We start from the raw sequence: 24353 nt of genomic DNA, 5'->3' as shown, positions 1-24353 counted from the left end.
TCAGCCCCTTGGCGATGTTTCGCAACGACACGGCGGCGGCCTGCAACTTATATTCACGGCCGCAGGTCATTAGGCTTGCTGAGGTTGAAACCATCCGCAAACCTCAAATATTGAAGATACCGCCGTGGCCGCTGACCTCGATCGCCGCAACAACCTGTCACTGGACAGCCTGAACTTTTTCCTCGCCGACGTGCGCGACGGCCTCGGCCCCTATCTGGCCATTTACCTGTTGGCGGTGCATCACTGGGAGCCGGCGAGCATTGGTCTGGTGATGACCATCGCCGGAGTCGCCGCGCTGATCACCCAAACACCCGCCGGCGCCTGGGTCGACAACAGCCGACGCAAACGTGCGTTGATTGCGATCGCCGCGCTGCTGGTAACCGGCAGTTGCCTGCTGCTGCCGTTCGTGACGTCGTTCACGTGGGTGGCGTTGACGCAAACCCTGAGTGCAATGGCCGCCTCGATATTCGCCCCGGCCATTTGCGCAATCACCTTGGGCATGACCGGGCCGCGAGCGTTTACGCGCCGAACCGGGCGCAATGAAACCTTCAATCATGCCGGCAATGCCTGCGCCGCCCTCCTCGCCGGCGTGTTCGCGTATCTGTTCGGACCGGTGGCGGTGTTCTATCTGATGGCGGCCATGGCCCTGGCCAGTGTCATCGCGATTGCCTGCGTGTCGCCAGACGCGATCAACCATGATCAGGCCCGCGGACTGGACCCGGCCGACGCTGGCCATCGCCAGCCTTCCGGTTTGTCGGTGCTGCTCGGCAACCGCTCGTTGTTGCTGTTCGCCATTTGCTGTGCGCTGTTCCACCTCGCCAACGCGGCGATGTTGCCGTTGGTGAGTCAAAAACTCGCGCAAGCCAATTTGCAGATGGCCACCCCGCTGACCTCGGCGTGCATCGTCGCGGCGCAACTGGTGATGGTGCCGGCGGCATTACTGGTCGGGGCGAAAGCTGATGTGTGGGGACGCAAACCGCTGCTGCTGGCCGGTTTTCTGATCCTGCCGCTGCGCGGTGTGCTCTATACGCTGTCGGACGATGCCTATTGGCTGGTCGCGGTGCAGATGCTCGACGGTGTCGGCGCCGGCCTGTTCGGCGCCTTGTTTCCGATCATGGTCAAAGACCTCACCCAGGGCACCGGCCACTTCAACGTCAGCCTCGGCGCACTGACAACCGCCTTTGGACTGGGCGCGGCACTGAGCAACGGCCTCGCCGGATTCGTCGTGCAAGAGGCTGGTTACAGCGCGGCGTTTCTGACCTTGGCCGGTATTGCGGCGGTGGCGGTTGTCCTGCTCGCGATCGGGGTTCCGGAAACCCAGCGCAACGGTCGTCAGGCTGAAACCGGAGTGGTTGAGGCCAGCGCTGAATCCTCTGCGTAATCCATATCCCTTCCCTGCCCTCTCATTGCCGCCATCTCGTGTCTGCGTGGCGTTGAAAATCCAGATTCAGTGGATCAGGCAAGCAATCCAGAGGAATGCACTACGGCGCTGAGGAGCTGATCGAGAGAATGTTCGGGCACAGGCTCAGACGAATAAACCCTCAATCGCAAGGACATTCCAGTGAAAGGTTTTTGCTTGGCCTTCGGGCTGCTCTTCAGTACTTTTTCAGCCATGGGAGCCGATATGTCGAACGGCGCAGACAACTTCTACACCAGCGATAAAGTGACCGTGGAAAAGGTCACCTTCAAGAACCAGTACGGGATGAAGGTCGCAGGCAATCTGTTCAGCCTGAAGAACCTTGATCCACAGTCAAAAAATGCCGCGATCATCGTCGGCCACCCGATGGGCGCAGTGAAGGAGCAAAGTGCCAATCTCTACGCGACCAAAATGGCCGAACAAGGCTTTGTCACGCTGTCGTTCGACTTGTCCTTCTGGGGCGAAAGCGAGGGCCTGCCACGCCAGTCGGTTGCGCCGGACATTTATGCCGAAGACTTCAGCGCGGCGGTGGACTTTCTCGGCACTCGCCCACTGGTCGATCGCGAGCGTATCGGCGTTATCGGTATTTGCGGCAGCGGCAGCTTCGCCATCAGTGCCGCCAAGATCGACCCACGTTTGAAGGCGATTGCCACCGTCAGCATGTACGACATGGGTGCTGCCAACCGTAACGGCCTCAAACATTCGCTCACGCTAGCGCAACGCCAATCCATCATTGAACAGGCGGCGCAGCAGCGTAACGCGCAGTTCTGGGGCGGCCCGATCCGCTACACCGGCGGCACACCGCTGAAACTCACCGGCAACGCGGTGGGTGACGAGTTCTACGATTTCTACCGCACACCGCGTGGTCAGGTCACGCCGACCGGCGCTTCGCCGCAGACCACCACCATGCCGACGCTGGTCAGCAATGTGAAGTTCATGAACTTCTACCCGTTCAATGACATCGAAAGCATCTCCCCGCGTCCGCTGCTGTTCATTGCCGGTGCTCAGGCGCACTCCCGCGAATTCAGTGAAGACGCGTACCAGCGCGCGGCCGAGCCCAAAGAGCTGCTGATCATTCCAGGGGCCGGCCATGTCGACCTGTACGACCGGGTCAACCTGATTCCCTTCGCCAAATTGACCGAGTTCTTCAGCCATAACCTGAAGTAACGCCATCGCAACGCTGCCAGCGCTTTAAAGCGCAGACACGACAAAAGCCTGCTTTGAGGGCAGGCTTTTGTCGGGTCGCGTTCGCTTACTTCTGCTGAGCAGTCAGCGCCGAGTAGCTGTTCATCAGATTGCGGTAGTTGGGGATACGCTGCGACAGCAAGTTACCCAAGCCTTCAATATCGTTGCGCCAGTCGCGGTGCAGCTCACACGCCACCGAGAACCAGTTCATCATCTGCGCACCGGCCTGAGTCATGCGGCTCCATGCAGCCTGTTGCACGGTGGTGTTGAAGGTGCCGGAAGCGTCGGTCACCACAAACACATCAAACCCTTCTGCCAGCGCCGACAAGGTCGGGAACGCTACGCAGACATCCGTTACTACACCGGCAATGATGATCTGCTTGCGACCGGTAGCCTTGATTGCCTTCACAAAATCTTCGTTGTCCCAAGCGTTGATCTGACCTGGGCGAGCAATGTACGGCGCATCCGGGAACATCTCTTTCAACTCGGGTACCAGCGGGCCGTTCGGGCCTTGTTCGAAACTGGTGGTGAGGATTGTCGGCAGTTCGAAGAACTTGGCCAGATCGGCCAGGGCCAGCACGTTGTTCTTGAATTCGTTGGGCGAGAAGTCCTGCACCAGAGAAATCAGACCAGTCTGGTGATCAACCAACAGCACGATGGCGTCGTCTTTGTTCAAGCGGTTGTAGGTTGGAGTAGTCATGGTGTGCGTCCCTTTTGAGTTTTTGAATTTGTTGTTGCGTTCAAGTTGGGTACAGATTACTGACGCACAGGGACGGGATAAATCGGCTGAAAAGCGTTTCACCGTCAACTTATCCAGGACAATCAGGCAATAAAGCACGCTCCGCTCCGAACTTCCTGGCGATCCTTGTCATACTGTTGCGATGCCTTACGTATGAAAAAAGGAGAGGTTCATGCTCGGACGCCGTCCGCCAGAGCCGAACACCGAAGACCCGAGCAGAGCCGCTTCTGCCCGTAACGCCGTGCGCGCCGGCTCGACATTCCGCCTTACGGTCAGCTTTATGCTGGTGGTGGTACTGGCCTTTCTGACGGTCGAGAGCTGGCGCACCTGGCGCGACTATCGCGCTGCATTCGCCTCCGCGCGCGATTCGGTGACCAACCTGGCCCGCGCCACTGCACAGCATGCCGAAGACACCATTCGCCAAATGGATGTGCTGACCGCCGCCCTGAGTGAGCGGATCGAAGGCGATGGACTGCAGAACCTCGACGTGCCCCGTATTCACAAATTGCTGGTGCAGCAATCGAAAATCATGCCGCAGCTGCATGGCTTGTTTATCTACGGGGCGGATGGGCAGTGGATCGTCACCGACAAGGAGGTCACGCCCGAGACCGCCAACAATGCCGATCGCGATTACTTTCAGTACCACCGCAGCCATGATGATCGGCAAGTGCGCATCGGTGAGGTGGTCGAAAGCCGGTCGACCCATGACTTGATCATTCCCGTCTCCCGCCGCCTGAACAATCCCGATGGCTCGTTCGCCGGGGTGCTGCTGGGCACGGTCAAGGTCAGCTACTTTGTCGACTATTACGGCGACTTCAGGATCGATGACAAAGGCGCACTGGTGCTGGCCAGACGCGACGGCACCATCCTCGTGCGCCGGCCGTTCATCGCGTCGGTGATCGGCAAAAGCCTGGCCAACAGCGAGATCTTCAAGGTCTACCTGCCCAACGCCAACGCCGGTATCGCGCAAGTCCGCGCGGTGGTCGACGACACTGAGCGGTTGTATGGCTATCGCGCGCTCACCACCTATCCGCTGGTGGTCGAGGCCGGGCTTTCACGGGATTCGATCATCGAACCGTGGCAGCAGGATTTGCTGAAAAACGGCTTCGTTCTGGTGTTTCTGATTTTGGTACTCAGCGGCTTCGGCCTGGTGGTGCTGCACCAGTTGCGCCAGCGCATGGCCATGGAGCGGGAAATTCGCTACGCGCACCAGACCATGCGCGACATGGCGCTGACTGACAGCCTCACCGGGCTGGGCAACCGCCGACGCCTGGACAACGCGCTGATGGACGAAATCCGTCTGGCGCGGCGACAGGGTTCGGCGCTGTCATTGATCATGCTCGATGTCGACCACTTCAAACGCTACAACGACCAGTATGGCCATGCGGCGGGCGATGATTGCCTGAGCGCTGTCGGGCAGGCGATCCAGCAAGCGGTCAAACGACCGAGTGACCTCGCGGTGCGCTACGGCGGCGAAGAATTCACCGTGCTGTTGCCCAACACCGACAATGCCGGCGCCATTCAGGTTACCGAAGACATACTGCAGGCTATCCGCGCACTGAAACTGGAGCACGCCGGGCATCCATTGGGCTATGTCACCGCCAGCGCCGGGATTACCACTTGGCATCCAGTCGATGACACGGTAACCCCGGCGACCCTGTTGAAAGCAGCCGATACCTGCCTGTATCAAGCCAAGCAGCAAGGCCGCAATCGCTGGTGCTCACAGGGCAAGCAACCTGACGTCGCGGTTATGAGCTAATAACACCTTCATTAAACCGTCGCTCAAACGTTGTACTAGGATAGGATCCAAGTCTGCGGTATTTCGTCGACCAAGGAGATCGTCGACAGTGCTGCAGACGTTTTTGAATTAACGCCTCTCAGGGATGACACGCATATGAACTCACACTTGTTCCCCCACATCGGCAAGGTCATTGCCAGCACCGGCAGCCGGCATTTTCCGCGCATGCTGCATGACCTGATCCTGACGCAACTGGCGGTAGACGCCACGCACATCCGGCAGATGCGTGTCGAACCGGTGGGCCGCGCGTCGAGCCGCAGCGAGCCTGAGCCGCTGAAAGAGCCAGCCCTGCTCGCCGAAACGGTGTTTTCCGAACACAGTGCGGCGGCCCACCATTTACAGAATCCGCCGACCGCGACCAGCGCGGACGCCTCGCAACTGCACCTGACCCGGCGCAAGGACGGCTACCGCTACGTGATTTCGGTGTATCGCAACGACGAGTCGCAGCGCTTTTCCGCGCAGGAACGCAGCCTGTTGCAGGACATCTCCCCGGTGCTGCTGCCGATGGTGGAAAAGCACATCAACGCCCTGCAACCGGCCAGCCCTGATCCACAAAGCCCACCCGAGTCAGCCGAAGGCAACGGCCTGGAAACCTTGCGCCTGCGCTTTGACGAGCGTCTGGAGCAACTGGGGCTGAGTCTGTCGAACCGCGAAACCGAAGTGTGTGTCGGCCTGCTCGCCGGGCGCACGGCGCCGGAACTGGCCGAGCAGTTGGCGTTGAAGGTCAACACCGTGGAGAGTTATCTGAAACGGGCGGCGATCAAGTTGGGCATCAGCGGGCGGCATTCGTTGATGCGCTGGATGTATTCGCCGTTGGAGGCGTTGGCGTCGAGTGCGGCGTGATACGCAGGGATAGTGAGCGTTTCGGTTTTTTGGGTGTGTCAGTGAGATCTCCCCCCTCACCCCAGCCCTCTCCCCCCAAGGGGGCGAGGGGGAAAGGGAGCCGACCTCGGTTGAATTCGAAACTGAGTTCGACTTTTGAACCGAACTTTGTGCTGTTCAAACCTGAGTTCGACTCGGTATCTCACGTCGGCGTAGCTCGAAAGAACATCTCGGTCAGTCCCCTCTCCCACTGGGAGAGGGTTAGGGTGAGGGCACTCCCGCGACGTGCTCCAATGCCTGATTCACCGCCAATTCCCCCAACGTCACCACTTGCGCGATGCCCAGCAAGGTCTGGCGATGCGGCCCCTCCAGCATCCCGGCAAAATCACACAACATGACCGAGGCCGAGGCCAGCGATTCACAGGCGTTTGCCAGCAGGGATTCGGTATCGGTTTGCGGGTTGACCCGGAACATAGCGTTGGGCGTATAGGGCGTGGCCATGTCACTGGCCGATGACAACGATTCGTAGGCTTCAACGATCAGGGTTTCGTCATCAACGGTGGGGTCGATCAGGTAGATCTTGCCGGTTTTGCGGGTGGGTTTTGAGGTTTTGAGCGCGGAAGGATTGAGATAGAAATTGATCGCCCGCTCTGTGGCCTCTTTGATGTTTTCAGGTTCGAGCGCGGCGTCGTAGGGGATCGGATCGGTATCTGGTGGGTTGGGTGTGGCTTTGAACATAGATAAAGTCTCGTATCGAAATTGACCGGAGCCATCACTTTAGCTACCAAACGAAGGTGGCGGCCATGCGCGGGTTGGTAGACCGGTCGATACGGAAACCCGGCGCTCATGAATGAGCCCCACGCATGTCCACCATATAAAACGCAGCCGCAAAAAGAGACCGCATAAGGTGGCGCCATACGGCGGTACCGAAGCGGGCTACCAAACCCGATCACTGATTTGCAGTGCCAGGCAAACGATATATCCCGACCCATAGCCGCGTAAGCCGGCGGATTCTGGCGTACGCGTAGGTAACGACGCAAGGTGTTGTAGGCGGTATGACGTAACGGGTCGTGTAATTTAAACGGGCAATCGGCGTTGTGTTTATTGATGGAAATTCTGGATGGCGGTGGTTTCAGGTTTTTCGGTGTGTCAGTGGGATTTTCCCCCTCACCCCAGCCCTCTCCCCCAGGGGGGCGAGGGGGAAAGGGAGCCGATCTTTGTGCTTTTCAAACCTGAGTTCGACTCGGTAGTTCACGTCGGTGCATCTTCAGCAAACACCCCGGTCAGTCCCCTCTCCCTCCGGGAGAGGGCTAGGGTGAGGGTCAGCTTTTAATCCCGCGCCAACGCCTCAATCGGATCAAGCCGCGAAGCATTCCGCGCCGGCACAAAGCCAAACACAATCCCGATCAACGTCGAGCACACCACCGCCGTCAGCACCGACGCCAGCGAAAACACCATCTCCCACTCCTTGATAAACACCGAAAACAGATGCCCGATCGCATACGACAGCGAAATCCCGATCGCCCCGCCCAACAGACACACCATCACCGCCTCCACCAGAAACTGCTGACGAATGTCCGACTGCCGCGCGCCCACCGCCATGCGAATACCGATCTCGCGGGTTCGCTCGGTCACCGACACCAGCATGATGTTCATCACGCCGATACCACCGACCACCAAAGAAATCACCGCAATCAGCGACAGCAACAACGCCAGCGAGCGGCTGGTTTTCTGCACGGTCTGCAGGACGCTGTCGAGGTTGTTGGTGAAGAAATCCTTGGTGCCGTGGCGTTGCAGCAGCAGTTGGGTGACGTGCTCTTCCACCACTTTGCTCGGCTGGCCGTCCTTCATGCGCACGCTGATGCTGTCCAGATAACGCTGACCCAACACCCGCCCGGCGGCCGTTTCGTAGGGCACCCAGACGTTGAGGGTCTTGCCCGAGGCGAACAGGCTTTTATCCTGCGCGGCCACGCCGATCACTGTGCACGGCAGGTTGCCGATCAGGATCACCTGACCCAACGGATCCACGTCTTGCCCGAACAAACGTTGGCGGGTGTTGTGATCGATGACCACCACCTGCGCCTGGCGTCGCGCATCGCTTTCGCTGAACGGGATGCCCGCGGCCATCTTGATCCCGCGCACCTTGAAGTACTGGTCGCTGACGCCGTTGACCTGCGCATCCAGATCGATATTGCGATAGCGCAGCAACAGGCTGCGGCCGATCATCGGCGTGGCGCTGTCGACGTAATACAACTGATTCAGCGCGGTGACATCGGCCGGCGTCAGGGTTTCGATGGCGGCGGCACGTTTGTCGCCATAACTGCTGCCCGGATAGACATCGATGGTATTGCTGCCAATGGCGGCGATGTCCTTGAGCACGTAGTTCTTCGCGCCCTCCCCGACCGCCGAAATCGACACCACCGAGGTGATGCCGATGACGATGCCGAGCATGGTCAGCAAGGTACGCATGCGGTGCGAGATCAATGCTACCCAGGCCATGGCGAACGCCTCTTTGAACAAACCGAGACTGGCAACAAGACGTCGAGAGGCGGTGGCTTTCGGTGTCACCGGTTCATCGCTGAGCAAGTGCGTGGTGTCGCGTTCGTTGGCGCGGTCGCTGAGGATTTCGCCGTCGCTGACTTCGATGATGCGCTCGGCATTGGCCGCGACTTTCGGGTCGTGGGTCACCAGAATCACCGTATGCCCCGCCGCGTGCAGCTCTAGGAGGATGCGCATCACCTCTTTGCCGCTGGCCGTGTCGAGTGCGCCGGTCGGCTCGTCGGCGAGGATCACTTCGCCGCCGTTCATCAAGGCGCGGGCGATACTCACCCGCTGCTGCTGACCGCCGGAGAGCTGGCTCGGCCGATGCGTCAAATGCCCTTCCAGACCCAGCCGCGCCAACAACTCACGTGCGCGGGCGTGGCGCTGAAGCTGCGGCGTGCCGGCATAAATCGCCGGCATCTCGACGTTGTGCATCGCGCTCAAATGCGGCAGCAAGTGGTAACGCTGGAAGATGAAACCGAAGTAGTCGCGGCGCAGCTCGGCCAGGGCCTGATTGTCCAGATCGCGGGTTTCCTGGCCGTTGATTTTGTAGCTGCCGGCAGTGGCGTAATCGAGGCAACCGAGGATGTTCATCAGGGTCGATTTCCCGGAGCCCGAGGCGCCGATAATCGCGACCATTTCCCCGGCATTGATAGTCAGGTTGATGTTCTTTAGCGCGAGAAATTCGCGGTCGCCAGCGGTGAAACTGCGCGTGATGCCGGTGAGCTGCAACAGTGGCTCAGTCATGCTCAGGCCCCCGCCACATTCGTCAGCGGATCACCAATGACCACGCGATCACCTTCCGCCAGACCATCATTGATCTGCACTTTGACGTTGTTGTTGATCCCGGTCTGCACATTGCGCGACTGCGCGTGGCCCTTGGCGTCGAGCACCCGTACCGGAAAACTGCCATCGGCATTGCGCGGCCCGAGCGCCGCGACCGGCACGGTCAGCACCGACTTGGCGGTGTCGAGGATAATGCGCACCTGCGCGGTCATCGAAATGCGCAAACGATGGTCGGGGTTCGGCACCTCGAACAAGGCGTTGTAGAACACCGCGCTGCTTTGTTTCGGCGTGCCGGCGGGCGGCGTTTCAAGAAAGTTCTGTGGCGCCGGATCGGTGCCGCGCAATTTCGCGTAGTAGCGTTTGTCCTCGCCAAGAATGGTGAAATACACCTCTTGCCCCGGGGCGATGTGAATCACATCCGCTTCGGAAACCTGCGCCTTGACCGTCATGGTGTCCAGATCCGCCAGCTTCAGCAGGACCGGCGCCAGTTGGCTGGCGATCACCGTCTGACCTTCCTGGGTGACGACCCCGACCACGTCGCCATCGATCGGCGCGACGATGCGCGTGTAGGCCAGATTGACCTTGGCCGTGTCGATCTGGATATGCGCACTTTTGATCTGCGCATCCAGCGACATCAGATTGGCCTGCTGCACCTGATAATCCGACTCGGCGGTTTCAAAATCCTGGCGCGAGATCGACGCGTCGTCCTGCAAGTTCTTGTAGCGCTCGTAAATCGCTTTGGTCTGCCTGAGTTGAGCCTGCGTGGCGCGTTTTTGCGCCTGCAGGTTCTCCTCATCCACCTGGGCCTGACGCAGAGTGTTCTGCAACACCAGCGGATCGATTTCCGCCAGCCATTGGCCTTTCTTCACCTTGTCGCCGACCTTGACCTTGAGCGACTTCAATTGCCCGGACACTTGCGCGCCGACGTCCACTTGTTTGATGCCTTCGAGCAACCCGGTGGCCAGCACCGCGTTTTCAATATCACTGCGTTCAACCGGGGCGGTCAGGTATTGCGGCGCCTCGGCCGGTGCCTGCACCGCGTAGAACGCCAATCCCGCCACTACCACCAACGCCAGACCCATACCGACTTTGCGCAACTTCGACTTTTCCATAAATAACCACAAGTCCGTTCAGGGGTGAGCCCGGCCAGCGACCGGGCTCTGGTAGATAAACAACAATCAGGAAACCACTTGGCCGGCCGGCACTTTCAGGCCGTCATGCCACCACGCCGCGAGACTGAAGACGTTGGGCGCCTTGAGAATCGTGAAGTGGTTGCCCGGCCCGTACCACACCGCCAGATCCGCGACCTGGCGTTGCCAGCCCTCGACCATCGCCGCTTGCTCGCGCTGATTGCCCCACGCATCCAGCGTCGGGTCATCGACCAGCGCCAGCCGCACCGGCCCGGTGTAGGCCAGTGGCGGTTGATAGACCGTGCGCAAGGCTGTAGCGAAGGTGCGGACCGGGCCATGCATCGCATCCGCCGCGGCGCGCTCCGACAGCACGCCAGCGCGCACCATCCCGGCATGCAGCAGGCGCATTTGCGTAGCGTCATCAGCGTCAGCAAACACCTGCGGATCGATCTCCAGCGACTTGCCACTGGACAGTTGCAGGGTGTCAATCAAGCGCTCCAGCGCCGCCGTGCCGGTGTACGGTTTGCCTGCCGTGCCGTTGCCGCCCGGCGCTTCGCTGTCGATCAACGTCAGCGAAGCCACCTCGCGCCCGACCGCTTGCAACTGCGCCGCCATGGCATGCGCGACCCAACCGCCAAAGGAGTGGCCGATCAAATGCACCGGGCCTTGCGGGTAAGCCTGCGCGATCGCCTGCAGATAAAAAGCGGCAGCGGCCTCGACCTGACTGTGCGGCACACTGCTGCCGTCCAGCCCGCGCGGTTGCAGGCCGATGATCGGCCACTCCGGGCCAATCGCTTCGGTCAGGTGAATGAACCCGGTGACGCTGTCACCTGCCCCCGGCACGCAGAAAATCGGCGCATGCCCGACGTGTCCGCTCTGGATCGTCAGCAGCGGCTGATACACCGCCGTGGCGGGCGCGACTACCGCCTCAAGTGCCTGAGTGATGGCCTGCGCCAACGCCTGAATATGCGGGTTTTTCATCATGCTGCGGTGATCGCCGGGGATGTCGATGCATTGCAACAGACGCCTGTCGAAGCGCTCCTCCCAACCGCGTGTCGGGCTTGGCACAGACTGCCCGTCCATCAACTCCTGGGCGCGGAACAGATGAATCGTCTGGCTCGCCGGGCTGACCCGGTAATGCGCCAAGGCCAAGCGATGCGCCGCCTCGCGATCGAAGTAATGCCAGGCATCGGCCGCGCTGACCGTGGCCAGTTCCGGATCGGTCAGTTGCTGCACCTGGCAACGCTGGAACAGCGCGTGGAAATCCAACTGCTCCATCTCGGCCTCCAGAGCCTCGACCGACACCAACGCGGCGGCGCCATCGGCACCGAGCATCAGCGCACGCCCCCGGCAATGCCCAAGCAACTGGCGCTTGTCGAGATCCTTGCCGCTCCACATCGCCTTGTCCTGGGCCAGCGAGTTGGGCGCGTAGCTATCGAGCATGCCGATGAACTCCACCGGTTGATCCTGGCCAAGCAATTGTTGAGCGACCTCATGGGCCAGCACCCCGCCGAACGACCAGCCCGCCAAACGATACGGCCCGTGTGGCTGCACCGAACGGATGATCCCGGCCATCCGCGTGGCCATGCATTCGATTGTGCGCAGCTGTGGCTGACCCAGCGGCACGCCGGGCAGGCCATAAATCGCAAACTCACCGCCAATGTGCTGCGCCAGCGTCGGGAAATACACGTCGCGGCCACTGAATTCATGCACCAGGAACAGCGGCGTGCCACGCTCCCCGGCACGCACCACGACCAGCCCCTCCGGTTGTCCGGCGATTTCGTCCTGAGCAAGCAACGCCGCAGCCGACTCGATGCTCGGGTGCTGGAACAATTCGGCCAGCGACACTTGCAATCCGCCGCGTTGCAGCAGATTGACCAGCCGCACCGCGAGCAACGAATGTCCGCCCAACTCGAAGAAGTTGTCGTGACGACCGACCTGCTCGACGCCGAGCACGTCCGCCCAGATCCGCGCCATCGCGGTTTCCACCTCGCCTTGCGGCGCCACATAAGGACGGTTGATTACCGCGTCGGCGCCCGGCTCTGGCAAGGCCTTGCGATCGACCTTGTCGTTGGGGGTCAGCGGCAATGCGTCGAGTAGCACATAGGCGCCGGGCACCATGTATTCCGGCAAACGCTCCAGCACATGAGCGCGCAAGACGTCCAGTCCTGGCGCCTGCAGCCCCGCGCGCAGTGTGTACCAAGCCACCAGACGTTCATCGCGCACCATCACCACCGCTTCGCGGATCGCTGGATGTTCGATCAGCCGCGCTTCGATTTCGCCTGGTTCCAGACGCAAGCCGCGCAGCTTGATCTGGAAGTCGTTGCGCCCGAGGAATTCCAGATCGCCGTTGTTGTTATAGCGCGCCAGATCGCCGGTGCGGTACAGCCGATCACCGGCCACGAACGGGCTGTCGATGAAACGCTCGGCCTGCATCTGCGGCAAACCGTGATAACCGCGCGCCACACCCACGCCGCCAATGTGCAACTGGCCGCTGACACCCTGCGGCACCGGTTGATCGTAAGCATCGAGGACGTACAAACGCGTGTTGCTCAGCGCCTTGCCGATCGGCACCACGCTGTGCGGTACCGGTTGATCCGGTTCAAGCGTCCAGCCGGTGCTGTCGACCGTGGTTTCGGTCGGGCCGTAAACGTTGTGCAAACGCACCCACGGCAGGCGATCGCGCACCTGACGCACCAGTGCCGCGCTGAGTTCTCCGCCACCGTTGAGCACATCGGTGAGGCTGCTGCACTGCTCGACACCTTCCTGCTCAATGAAGTCCTGCAGCAGCGCCGGCACGAACTTGACCACCGTCACTTGCTGCTCGCGAATCGCCTGCACCAGATAGGCCGAATCGCGGTTGCCATCCGGCCGCGCCAGTACCAGACGCAGGCCGGAACACAGCGGCCAGAAAATCTCCCACACCGAACTGTCGAAACTGAACGGAGCCTTTTGCAGCAGAGCGCCATGCTCGGTCGGCGCACTGATCTGCGAACCCCAATGCACCATGTTGCAGGCGCTGCGATGCTCGATCATCACGCCTTTCGGCAGGCCGGTGGAGCCGGAGGTGTAGATCATGTAGGCCAGGTTCGCGGCACTCAGGCCGTGCACCTGCGGATCATGATCAGGCAGCTGTTGCCAATGACCTTGGTCGAGGTCGATCAAGGTCGTTGCACGCGCGGCGAACAGCGAACGCGTCGCCGCTTGCACCAGCAGCGCGACCGGCGCGCTGTCCTTGAGCATGTAGGCCAGACGTTCCGCCGGATACCCCGGATCCAGCGGCACATAGGCCCCGCCCGCTTTGAGAATGCCGAGCAGACCGACCACCAGATCCAGCCCGCGCTCAACGCAAATCGCCACGTATGAATCCGGCTGCACGCCCTGTTCGCGCAAGTGATGAGCCAGTTGGTTGGCCCGCGCATTGAGTTGGCGATAGGTGAGGCACCCGGCTTCGGACTGCACGGCGATGGCCTCGGGCTTAATCCGCACCTGCGCTTCAAACAAGCAGTGCAACGGCTGTTCCAGCGGGCAGTCGACTTCGCTCGCGTTGAAGTCGTGCAACAGGCGCTGACGTTCGTCTTGCGCCAGTAGCGGCACCTGCTCCAGCAGCGTTTGCTCATCGCTCACCAGTGCAGCGAGCAAGCGCTGGAAGTAACCGACAAAACGCCGCACCGTCGATTCATCGAACAATGCCGTGGCATAACGCAGGGAGCCGCGAACGCCATCGGCGCTATCGCCGAGACTCAGCGACAGGTCGAACTTCACAAAGTGGCTTTCCCCCGCCACGCCTTCCAGCGTCAGGTCGCCAAGTTGCACGCTCGGGCCGTCGTTGTTGTCCCAGCTCAGCAGGGTCTGGAACAACGCGCTGTGGGCCAGACTGCGCAGCGGTTTGCTGATGTCCACCACGTGTTCGAACGGCAGATCCTGATGCGCCTGCGCCGCCAGGGTTTGCGCCTTGACCCGCGCCAGCAACGCTTCGCCGCTGAGTGCGCCCGAGGTGTCGATGCGCAGCGCCAGGGTGTTGACGAACATACCGATCAAGCCTTCGATCTCGGCGCGGGTGCGGTTGGCCACCGGCGAGCCGATGACCACGTCGGTCTGCCCGGACAAGCGACTGAGCAACATCGCCCAGGCGCTGAGGATCACCATGTACGGCGTCACCGCGCGACGTTGGCACAGCGCTTTCAGTCCGCGACTCAGCGGCGCGCCCAGCACCACGTCGACATGGCTGCCGGCAAAGTCCTGTTGCGCCGGACGCGGACGATCGGTCGGCAGCGTCAGCAACGCCGGAGCACCGGCCAGGGTCTGCTGCCAGTAATCGCTCTGCCGTTGCAGCACCTCGCCACTGAGCCAACGGCGTTGCCACACCGCGTAATCGCTGTACTGCAGCGCCAGCGCTGGCAACGGGTCTTGCTGGTCATGGCTGAAGGCTTGATACAACGCCGCCAACTCACGGGTCAGCACACCCATCGACCAGCCATCGGAGATGATGTGATGCAGCGTCAGCAACAGCACGTGGTGATCGTCGGCCAGACGCACCAATCGCCCGCGAATCAGCGAATCGCGAGCAAGATTGAACGGTGCGCCGGCTTGCTCTTCGATCAGCCCACGCAAGGCGTTATCGGCCTGCGGGTGCTGGCGCAAATCTTCAACTTGCAGCAACAGACCGGCATCGGCCGGCACGATCAGCACCTGCGCTAGATCGTCGATCTGGGTGAAGCGGCTGCGCAGGGTTTCGTGGCGCTCGACAATGCGCGCCAGTGCCCGTTGCAGCGCGTCTTCATCCAGCCGCCCGCGCAGACGCAGGCCCAGCGGGATGTTGTACGCCGTGTTGCCACCGTCCATTTGCGCCAGGAACCACAGGCGCTGTTGCGCAAACGACAGCGGCAGCGCTTGCTCACGCGCTGCCGGGACAATCTCCGGCAACGTGCTGCGCGCAGCCTGGCTCAACACCTGCGCCACGGCCGCCAGTTCCGGGTTGGCGAACAGTTCGGCCAGGGTCAGCTCCACGTCCAGCTGTTGGCGAACCTGCGACAGCATGCGCATCGCCAGCAACGAATGCCCGCCTAGCTCGAAGAAATTGTCGTGTCGTCCCACCTGCTCGACCTGCAATAACCCGGCCCAGATGCGCGCCAGGTTTTCCTCCAGCGCCGTGGTCGGCGCCACATAGACCCGGCTGAGCATGGCGGCCTGGGTCGGCGCCGGCAGCGCCTTGCGGTCGATCTTGCCGTTGTTGTTCAGTGGCAACACCTCCAGTTGCACCCAAGCCGTCGGCAGCATGTACTCCGGCAAGCGCGCCGACAGTTGGGCGTGCAGCTCAACGCTGTCGAGTTGCCCCGCGTGCGCGGTGTAATAGGCGACCAGACGCGTGGCCTCCTGAGTGTCGCGGCGCGCGAGCACCACGGCTTCCTTGATCCCCGCGCAGTTCAGCAAGCGGTTTTCGATCTCACCCAGCTCGATGCGGAAACCACGGATTTTCACCTGATCGTCGTTGCGCCCGACGCAATCGAGTTGCCCCGGCGCCAGCCAGCGCGCGAGGTCACCGGTGCGATACAGCAACGCGCCGGGTTTATCGCTGAACGGATCGCGGAGGAATTTCTCGGCGGTCAGATCCGGACGATTCAGATAACCCAGCGCCACGCCCTGCCCGCCGATATAAAGTTCGCCGGTCACGCCCATCGGCACGGGTTGCTGATGCGCATCGAGCACATAGACCTGGGTGTTGGAAATCGCTCCACCGATCGGCACGCTCTCGGCATTTTCCGCCACTTCCCGCACTTCGAACGTCGTGGCGTAAGTGGTGGTTTCGGTCGGGCCGTAGCAATGCACAACACGCAGTTGCGGCGCTTCGGCCAGCAGCGTACGGAACGCCACCGGATCACCGCGCTCGCCACCACAAAGCAGAATGCGCAGGCCTTTGAGGGCTTGCGGAATCAGTTGCACGTACTGGTTGAACAACGCCGTGGTGACGAACAGGATCGTCGCGCCACTGGCGTTCAACTCACGACCGAAGGCCTGCGGATCCAGCAGGGTCTGATGGTCGATGATCACCACGCGACCACCGTTGAGCAGCGGCCCCCAGATGTCCATGGTGCTGGCGTCGAACGCCGGGTTCGAGGCAAACACCACGCGATCCTGCGCATTGAAATCGGCGTAACCGTTATTGAGCACCAAACGGCCGATGCCACGGTGCGGCACCATCACGCCTTTCGGCGTGCCGGTGGAGCCGGAGGTGTACATGATGTACGCCAGCGCCTCGGAAGACTGCACCAGGTTAGGGTTGTGTGTCGGCTGGCCGTTGAGGGTCAGCCGGTCCAGATCGATACGCGGCGCGGCGTAATCGATGACTTCGCCGCTCAGGGTCAGCAGCGCGGCCGCCCGACAGTCCTCGACCATGAACGCCTGACGCTCGCTCGGCGCATGGATGTCCAGCGGTACATAGGCCGCCGCGCACTTGGCAATCGCCAGTTGCGCCACCAGCAGTTCCAGCGAACGTGGCAGCAGGATCGCCACGTGATCCCCCGGTTGCACGCCCTGGCCGATCAGGTGATGAGCCAGGCGGTTGGCCTGCGCGTTCAGTTCGAAATAACTCAGCGATTGCGCGCCATGCACCGCCGCCACAGCCTTCGGATGCGCCGCTGCCTGTTGCTGGAAAATCCCGTGCACGGTCAGGGTCTGGGGGTAATCGCGCGTGGTGGCGTTGAACTCGACGAGCAAGCGCTGACGTTCCTCCGCCGCCACTAATGGCAGGTGCTCGAGTACCGCGTGATCATTGCCGACCATCGCTTGCAGCAGCCGCTGGAAGTAACCGACAAAGCGGCGGATGGTCGATTCGTCGAACAGCGCCGTGGCGTAGTTCAGCGAGCCGCGAATCACGCCGTTGACCTCGCCCAATGTCAGCGTCAGGTCGAACTTGGCGACCTCGTCCGCGCCGGCCACCGCTTCCAGTGTCAGCTCGCCCAGCGCCAGTTGCGGGCCGCCGTGACTGTCCCAGCTCAGCGTGGTCTGGAACAGCGGACTGTGCGCCAGGCTGCGCGACGGTCGGGCGATTTCCACCACTTGCTCGAACGGCAGATCCTGATGCGCCTGCGCCTCCAGTGTCCGTGCCTTGACCCGTGCCAGCAACGTTTCGACACTCGGCTCGCCCGAGGTATCGATACGCAGCGCCAGGGTGTTGACGAACATGCCGATCAACCCTTCGATTTCAGCGCGGCTGCGGTTGGCCACCGGCGAACCGATCACCACATCGGCTTGCCCGGACAGACGACTCATCAGCAGTGCCCAGGCACTCGTCAGGGTCATGAACAGGGTCACGCCATGCCGCTGGCTCAGGGCTTTTAGTCCAGCGCTCAAGTGTTGGTCCAGCACCACTTCGAGGTTGCTGCCGGCATAATCCTGATGTGCCGGGCGCGGACGATCGGTGGGCAGTGTCAATAGCGCCGGCGCACCGTCGAGGGTTTGTTGCCAGTAATCACTTTGCCGTTGCAGCACTTCACCGCTGAGCCAGCGTCGTTGCCACACCGCGTAATCGCCGTATTGCAACGTCAGCGCCGGCAGCGGATCGGGCTGGTCCTGGCTGAATGCCTGATACAACGCCATCAATTCGCGAGTCAGCACGCCCATCGACCAACCGTCGGCGACGATGTGATGCACCGTCAGCAACAGCACATGCTGATCGTCGGCCAGACGCACCAGCTGTCCGCGGATCAGCGAATCGTTTTGCAGATCAAACGCCGTCGAGGCCTCCTGCTCCAACAACCTCTGCAAGGTGTCCTCGGCCTGAGGCTCTTGGCGCAAATCTTCCACACGCAACAGCAAGCCGCTGTCGACCGGCGCAATCGTCACCTGCGCAGTGTCATCGCGACTGATGAAGCGGCTGCGCAGGGTTTCGTGGCGGGCCACGATGCGCGCCAGCGCTGCTTGCAGCGCATCGATGTCGAGCCGACCGCGCAGGCGCAGGGCGATGGGGATGTTGTACGCCGAGTTGCCGCCCGCCATTTGCGCGAGGAACCACAGGCGTTGCTGGGCGAAGGACAAGGTGCCGTCACGCGTTACCGGGACAATCGACGGCTGGGTGCTGCGCTCGGCACCCGCCAGGCACTCAGCGACCGCCGCCAGTTCGGCATTGGCGAACAGATCCGCCAACGCCAGCTCCAGCCCCAACCGTTGCCGGACCTGCGCGACCATGCGCATCGCCAGCAGCGAATGCCCACCGAGTTCAAAGAAATGATCATGGCGCCCTACCCGTTCGACCTGCAGCACCTCGGCCCAGATCTGCGCCAGGATGGTTTCGGTCTCGCCCTGCGGCGCGGCGTATTCGCGGGTGAACAACGCGGCCAGATCCGGTTTCGGTAACGCCTTGCGGTCGACTTTGCCGTTGGCCGTCAGCGGTAAGGCGTCAAGCCGCACAAAAGCCGCCGGCACCATGTACTCCGGCAGTTGTCCCAGCAGGTGCGCACGCAGCTCGCCGACGTTCAGCGACTCGCCTTGCGTGGCTTCGGTGAAATACGCCACCAATCGCGGCTGGCCGGGCTGATCTTCACGGGCCAGCAGCACGACATCCTGAATCCCCGGCAACTGATTAAGGCAGGTCTCGATTTCGCCAAGTTCGATGCGCACGCCACGGATTTTCACCTGGTCGTCATTGCGCCCCAGGTAGTCGAGCGTGCCGTCCTCGCGCCAGCGCGCAAGGTCACCAGTGCGGTACATCCGCGCGTTCGGCAAGCGGCTGAACGGGTCATGCAGAAAGCGCTCGGCGGTCATTTGCGGGCGGTTCAAATAGCCACGGGCGACGCCGGCACCGCCAACGTATAACTCGCCCATCACCCCGAGTGGCACCGGACGCTGCTGCTCATCAAGCAGATAAACATTGGCATTGCTCAGCGGTTTGCCGATGTGCAGCACCTGCCCGGCCTCGATCAATCCGGACGTGGCAACCACCGTGGCCTCGGTCGGGCCGTAGTTGTTGATCACCTTGAAGGACTGGTTGCGATTGAACTGGCGCAGACGATCGCCGCCGATCAGCAAGGTTTTCAGGGTTGGATGCGCCTGCTCCTGGCTGAAGGCGTACTCGGCCACCGGAGTCGGCAGGAAGCTCACGTCCAGCGGCTGCGCTCGCCACCAGTCGAGCAGTGCATCGATGTCTTCGTTGCCATCGTGGGCCGGCGCCAGATGCAGAGTCGCGCCGACGCACAACGCCGGCCAGACTTCCCAGGCCATGGCGTCGAAACCGAACCCGGCGAGGCTTGAAGTGTGGCTGCCGGCGTGCAGATCGAACGCCGCACAATGCCAGTCGACCAGATTGCTCAGGGTGCGGTGCTCGACCATCACGCCTTTCGGCAGCCCGGTGGAACCGGAGGTGTAGATCACATAAGCCAAGTGTTGCGGCGTCAGCGCAGGCACTGATGGAGTATCGATTCTGCTGCTTGACCACTGGCGCAAATCGAGATCGATCACCGGCACTTGCAGCGCCGGCAGGCGTGCGCGCAGTGCGCTTTGGGTCAACACCGCAACCGGCGCGCTGTCCTCCAGCAGATAGTTCAGACGCTCCGTTGGATGCGCCGGGTCCACCGGCACATAACCGGCGCCCGCCTTGAGAATCGCTACCAGTCCGACCAGCGTATCGAGGCCGCGACGGGCAACGATGGCCACACGATCATCTGGCCGCACACCCGCTTCAATCAGGTGATGCGCCAAGGCGTTGGCCTGCTGGTCGAGTTCGGCATAACTCAGGCGCGCGCCAGCAAAAATCGCCGCCGGCGCGTGCGCTCGCTCAGCCACTTGCTGCTCGAAACGCTGGCCGATGGTCAGCCCCTGAGGGAAATCGGCGCGGGTGGTGTTAAAGCCGATCAACAGTTGTTCGCGCTCAGCGGCCGGCAGGATCGACAAGCGTTCGAAACCTTGATGCGGTGCCTGTTCCAGCGCTTGCACAAGGCTGTGCAAGGCACATTGCAGATAGTCGCAAGTACGCCGTGCGTCGATGCCGGCAGCGGCCAATGCGCTGAGGCTGAAGCCTTCGCCGAGATCGTCGACGCTAAGGGTCAGGCGATAATTGCTGTGTTCCTCGGCTTCCAGCAATTGCATGCCCTGCCAGGCCGCTGCGGCCTCGGTAGAACTCGCTGGCGCCGCAGCCCCGTGACGATAATTGAACAAAGTGCTGAACAGTGGCGTGGTTGGCGCCATCGCGCTGCAATGCTGGATACGCGCCAGTTGCGCGTGTTCGTGCTGGAGCAATTGGCTCAGCCGTTGATGGGTAGCCAATGCCGCGCCTTTGACACTGTGCGCGCTCAGATCGATGCGCAGCGGCAAGGTATTGATAAACACCCCGAGGGCACGCTCGGCGCCCTCGCCGCCGTGCAAGCGCCCGAGCAATACCGTGCCGAACACCACATCATCGCGGCCCGACAACTGCCCGAGCACCTGCGCCCAGGCCAGGTGCATCAGGCTCGCGGCGCTGACACCCAGACGCCGCGCCTGCTGACGGATGTCGCGGCTCAGACCGAGGTCGAGGGTCAACCGCGCCTGTTCAGCCAGTCCTTCCTGTGCCAGGGCCTGGCCGTAAGGCAAGGTAGGCTCGTCGACATCGCCGAGCATGTCGCGGAAGAAGCTTTCATGCTGCTCATCGCTCATTCCGGCCAATGTCTGCGCCACGTAATTGCGGTATGGCACCGGCTCGGCGAGACGTTGCGGCTGGCCGCTGAGGAAGGCCTGCATTTCCTGTTGCAGCACTTCCAGCGCGACGTGATCCATCACCAGATGATGGAACAGCAGCAACGCGACAACCCGCTGATTGACTGCGTCCCACGCGTGGACCACGCGCATCAGCGGCGCCTGATTGACGGCCATGCGGTAATGGCCGGCATCGAAGCGAGCGCGCAACTGCGCCAGTGCATCGCCGTTCATGTCCTCCAGCGCAATACCTTCGCAGGCCAGCGACGCCTGGCGCCAAACCACTTGCACCGGGTCTTCGAGGCCTTCCCAGAACAGCGAGGTGCGCAAAATGTCGTGGCGCTGGATGACCTTCTGCAAAGCTTCAGTGAAGGTGTTCAGGCGTTGTTCGTCGGCAAACGCAAACTGTGCCTGCAACACGTAGGGGTCGCCGTGAGCGGCCGCCAAGTGATGGAACAGAATGCCCGTCTGCAACGGCGCCAGCGGATAAATGTCCTGCACATTGGCCGTGCCGCCGGGGATGCTGGCGACGATGCGGTCAAGGCTCGCTTGATCGAGCGTCAGCAGTGGCAGCAGTGCCGGCGTGATACGCGTGCAGTCAGGTGTAATGCGATTGGCCGGGACCTCGGCTTGCGGCTGACCACCGACGGCCGCCGCCAACGCAGCGAGCGTCGGCTGGTTGAACAGCACGCGAATATCGGCGCTGAGGCCGGCACGACGCATTTTCGCCAGCAGATTCACCGCCATCAGCGAGTGCCCGCCCAGCTCAAAAAAGTGGTCGTGACGCCCTACGCGTTCGACGTTGAGCAATTGCGCCCAGAGCGCCGCGAGAAGGATTTCCACTTCGCCAACCGGCGCCTCGTATTCACGCGCGACCAATGCCGCCAGATCCGGCGCTGGCAATGCCTTGCGATCGAGTTTGCCGTTCGGGCTCAGTGGCAGCGCATCGAGGTGCACGAACACCACAGGCACCATGTAGTCCGGCAAATGTTCCAGCAGATGGCTGCGCAGCGTTTCGATGTCCAGCCGTTCCCCGGTGTAATACGCGACCAGACGCTTGTCGCCGGGCACGTCTTCGCGGGCCAGCACCACCGCTTCCTGCACCCCCTCGATCTGGGTCAGGCGTGCCTGTATTTCACCCAGTTCGATACGCAAGCCGCGGATTTTCACCTGGTCGTCGTTGCGGCCCAGGTATTCGATGTTGCCGTCGGCCAGATAGCGGGCGACGTCGCCGGTGCGGTACATGCGGCCATTGGCCTGGAACGGATCATCGAGGAAGCGCTCGGCACTCAGCTCAGGCCGATTGAGGTAACCACGGGCCACCTGCACGCCACCGATGTACAGCTCACCGACAACGCCTTGCGGGACCGGTTGTTGTTGGCCATCGAGAATGTACATGCGGGTGTTGGCAATCGGTTTGCCGATCGGCGTGTTGTCCGGGGTTTGCTCCAGCGGCCCGGCGCAATTCCACGCGGTCACGTCGACGGCGGCTTCGGTCGGGCCATAGAGGTTGTGCAACGCACTGCCCGGCAATTGCCGTTTGAAACGCCGCACCAGACTGCCCGGCAATGCTTCGCCGCTGCACATCACCTGACGCAGTTCCGAGCAGCGCTGGGTGTCGCCGTGGGCAAGGAACACGTCGAGCATCGACGGCACGAAGTGCAGCGTGGTAATCCGTTCCTGCTCGATGATTTCGCTGAGATACAGCGGATCCTTGTGGCCACCGGGCTGCGCCATGACCAGACGTGCACCGGTCATCAGCGGCCAGAAAAACTCCCACACCGACACGTCAAAACTGAACGGCGTCTTCTGCAACACCGTGTCCGCCGCTGTCAGTGGGTAGGCGTCCTGCATCCACAGCAAGCGGTTGACCACCGCGGTGTGTTCGTTGATCACGCCTTTTGGCTGGCCAGTCGAACCGGAGGTGTAGATCACGTACGCCATGTGTTGCGGGGTCAGCTCGGCGGTCGGCAGAGGGTCGCTCGACAGCGACTGCCAGTGCGCTTGATCGAGATCAATCACAGGCAGGGTGACGTCACCGAGCAGCCCGCGAGTGGAACCTTGTACCAGCACCGCCAGCGGCGCGCTGTCGTCCAGCATGTAGGCCAGACGTTCCAGCGGATACGCCGGGTCCAGCGGCACATAACCACCGCCAGCCTTGAGGATCGCCAGCAGACCGACAACCATGTCCAGACCGCGCTCGACGCAAATCGCCACCCGCGAATCCGCCTGCACGCCCAAGCCACGCAAGTGCCGCGCCAGTTGGTTGGCCTTGGCGTCCAGCTCGGCATAGCTCAGGCGCTGCTCACCGGCGACTACCGCCGGCGCCTGTGGCGTGCGCACCACTTGCGCCTCGAACAGACCGTGGAGGTTCTGCTCAAGGTTGTAATCCACTGCCGTGGCATTGAAATCATTCAGCAGCCGCTGTTGTTCGTCCTGCGCCAGCAGCGGCACGTGTTCCAGCACCGTTTGATCATTGGCGACCATCGCCTGCAACAGACGCTGGAAATATCCGGCAAAACGCAGCACCGTCGCCTCGTCGAACAGTGCCGTGGCGTACTCCAGCGAACCACGAATCGCACCGTTGGACTCGCTCAGGTTCAGCGAGACATCAAACTTGGCGAAGTGACTCGGCTCCGCCACGCCTTCCAGGGTCAAATCACCGAGGGCCAGCGCCGGGCCTTGCAGACCGTCCCAACTGAGCAACGCTTGGAACACCGGGCTGTGCGCCAGACTGCGCAGTGGCCGCGTAATTTCCACCACCTGCTCGAACGGCAGATCCTGATGCGCCTGCGCCGCCAGCGTCAGCGCCTTGACTCGGGCCAGCAGCGCTTCGACGCTGAGTTCGCCCGAGGTGTCGATGCGCAAGGCCAGGGTGTTGACGAACATGCCGATCAAGCCTTCGATCTCGGCACGGCTGCGGTTGGCCACGGGCGAGCCGATCACCACCTCAGACTGACCGGACAAACGACTGAGCAGCATGGCCCAGGCGCTCATCAGCGTCATGTACAGCGTCACGCCATGGCGCTGACACAACGCTTTGAGGCCGGCACTCAAACGTTCATCGAGCACCACGTCGACACTGCTGCCGGCATAGTCCTGCTGCGCCGGCCGCACGTGATCGGTCGGTAACAGCAACAGCGCCGGCGCGCCCGCCAGCGTCTGCTGCCAATATTCGCTCTGGCGCTGCAACACCTCACCGCTGAGCCAGCGCCGTTGCCACACGGCGTAATCGGTGTATTGCAGCGCCAGCGGCGGCAGTGGATC

At 62.0% G+C, this 24353-nt stretch carries 9 protein-coding genes (1 of these 9 cut by a window edge); 4 read left to right on the top strand and 5 right to left on the bottom strand.

Annotated features, from left to right (window positions below):
• Nucleotides 1-124 precede the first annotated feature (124 nt).
• Together ACOYXJ_RS21865 and ACOYXJ_RS21860 are read left to right on the top strand one after the other, a co-directional pair.
• Nucleotides 125-1381, top strand: a complete 1257-nt coding sequence (locus tag ACOYXJ_RS21865; protein WP_150795004.1) for an MFS transporter — start codon at nucleotides 125-127, stop codon at nucleotides 1379-1381.
• Between the two features lie 180 nt (nucleotides 1382-1561).
• Nucleotides 1562-2584, top strand: coding sequence for an alpha/beta hydrolase (locus ACOYXJ_RS21860; protein ID WP_110719886.1), 1023 nt, complete (start codon nucleotides 1562-1564; stop codon nucleotides 2582-2584).
• Between the two features lie 85 nt (nucleotides 2585-2669).
• Here the strand turns inward: ACOYXJ_RS21860 and ycaC are convergent, their stop codons facing one another.
• Nucleotides 2670-3302, bottom strand: coding sequence for an isochorismate family cysteine hydrolase YcaC (ycaC, locus tag ACOYXJ_RS21855; protein ID WP_007916011.1), 633 nt, complete (start codon nucleotides 3300-3302; stop codon nucleotides 2670-2672).
• A 211-nt stretch (nucleotides 3303-3513) separates the two neighbouring features.
• Between ycaC and ACOYXJ_RS21850 the strand changes: the two genes are divergently transcribed.
• Together ACOYXJ_RS21850 and ACOYXJ_RS21845 are read left to right on the top strand one after the other, a co-directional pair.
• A complete protein-coding gene (locus ACOYXJ_RS21850; RefSeq protein WP_460371368.1) occupies nucleotides 3514-5100 on the top strand; it encodes a sensor domain-containing diguanylate cyclase in 1587 nt (528 codons plus the stop codon).
• A gap of 135 nt (nucleotides 5101-5235) precedes the next feature.
• Nucleotides 5236-5982 carry a response regulator transcription factor gene (locus tag ACOYXJ_RS21845; RefSeq protein ID WP_460371367.1) on the top strand — a complete coding sequence of 249 codons (747 nt, stop codon included), beginning with the start codon at nucleotides 5236-5238 and terminating at the stop codon, nucleotides 5980-5982.
• A gap of 240 nt (nucleotides 5983-6222) precedes the next feature.
• On the opposite strand, the gene ACOYXJ_RS21840 is transcribed toward ACOYXJ_RS21845, so the two are convergent.
• The 4 genes from ACOYXJ_RS21840 to ACOYXJ_RS21825 form a co-directional block, all read right to left on the bottom strand.
• Nucleotides 6223-6699, bottom strand: coding sequence for a DUF6124 family protein (locus tag ACOYXJ_RS21840; protein WP_460371366.1), 477 nt, complete (start codon nucleotides 6697-6699; stop codon nucleotides 6223-6225).
• A gap of 591 nt (nucleotides 6700-7290) precedes the next feature.
• A complete protein-coding gene (locus ACOYXJ_RS21835; RefSeq protein ID WP_435037095.1) occupies nucleotides 7291-9249 on the bottom strand; it encodes a MacB family efflux pump subunit in 1959 nt (652 codons plus the stop codon).
• 2 nt (nucleotides 9250-9251) lie between these two features.
• The gene (macA, locus tag ACOYXJ_RS21830) at nucleotides 9252-10400 is read right to left on the bottom strand and encodes a macrolide transporter subunit MacA (RefSeq protein WP_460371365.1); all 1149 of its coding nucleotides are present in this window, start codon (nucleotides 10398-10400) and stop codon (nucleotides 9252-9254) included.
• A 66-nt stretch (nucleotides 10401-10466) separates the two neighbouring features.
• Nucleotides 10467-24353 carry the 3' portion of a non-ribosomal peptide synthase/polyketide synthase gene (locus ACOYXJ_RS21825; RefSeq protein ID WP_460371364.1) on the bottom strand. It continues 3942 nt past the right edge of the window, so only the last 13887 of its 17829 coding nucleotides appear in the window; its start codon lies beyond the right edge, outside the window; it ends in the stop codon at nucleotides 10467-10469.

Source organism: Pseudomonas sp. Tul2A7 (genome assembly GCF_054790505.1).
Note: the sequence above shows the minus strand (reverse complement) of the source record. Positions and strands in the feature narration are given on the sequence as shown.

Excerpts from the sequence above, each read along its gene's own strand:
- ycaC (WP_007916011.1), bottom strand. The coding sequence starts at position 3,302 with ATGACTACTCCAACCTACAACCGCTTGAACAAAGACGACGCCATCGTG.
- ACOYXJ_RS21850 (WP_460371368.1), top strand. The coding sequence starts at position 3,514 with ATGCTCGGACGCCGTCCGCCAGAGCCGAACACCGAAGACCCGAGCAGA.
- ACOYXJ_RS21845 (WP_460371367.1), top strand. The coding sequence starts at position 5,236 with ATGAACTCACACTTGTTCCCCCACATCGGCAAGGTCATTGCCAGCACC.
- ACOYXJ_RS21840 (WP_460371366.1), bottom strand. The coding sequence starts at position 6,699 with ATGTTCAAAGCCACACCCAACCCACCAGATACCGATCCGATCCCCTAC.
- ACOYXJ_RS21835 (WP_435037095.1), bottom strand. The coding sequence starts at position 9,249 with ATGACTGAGCCACTGTTGCAGCTCACCGGCATCACGCGCAGTTTCACC.
- macA (WP_460371365.1), bottom strand. The coding sequence starts at position 10,400 with ATGGAAAAGTCGAAGTTGCGCAAAGTCGGTATGGGTCTGGCGTTGGTG.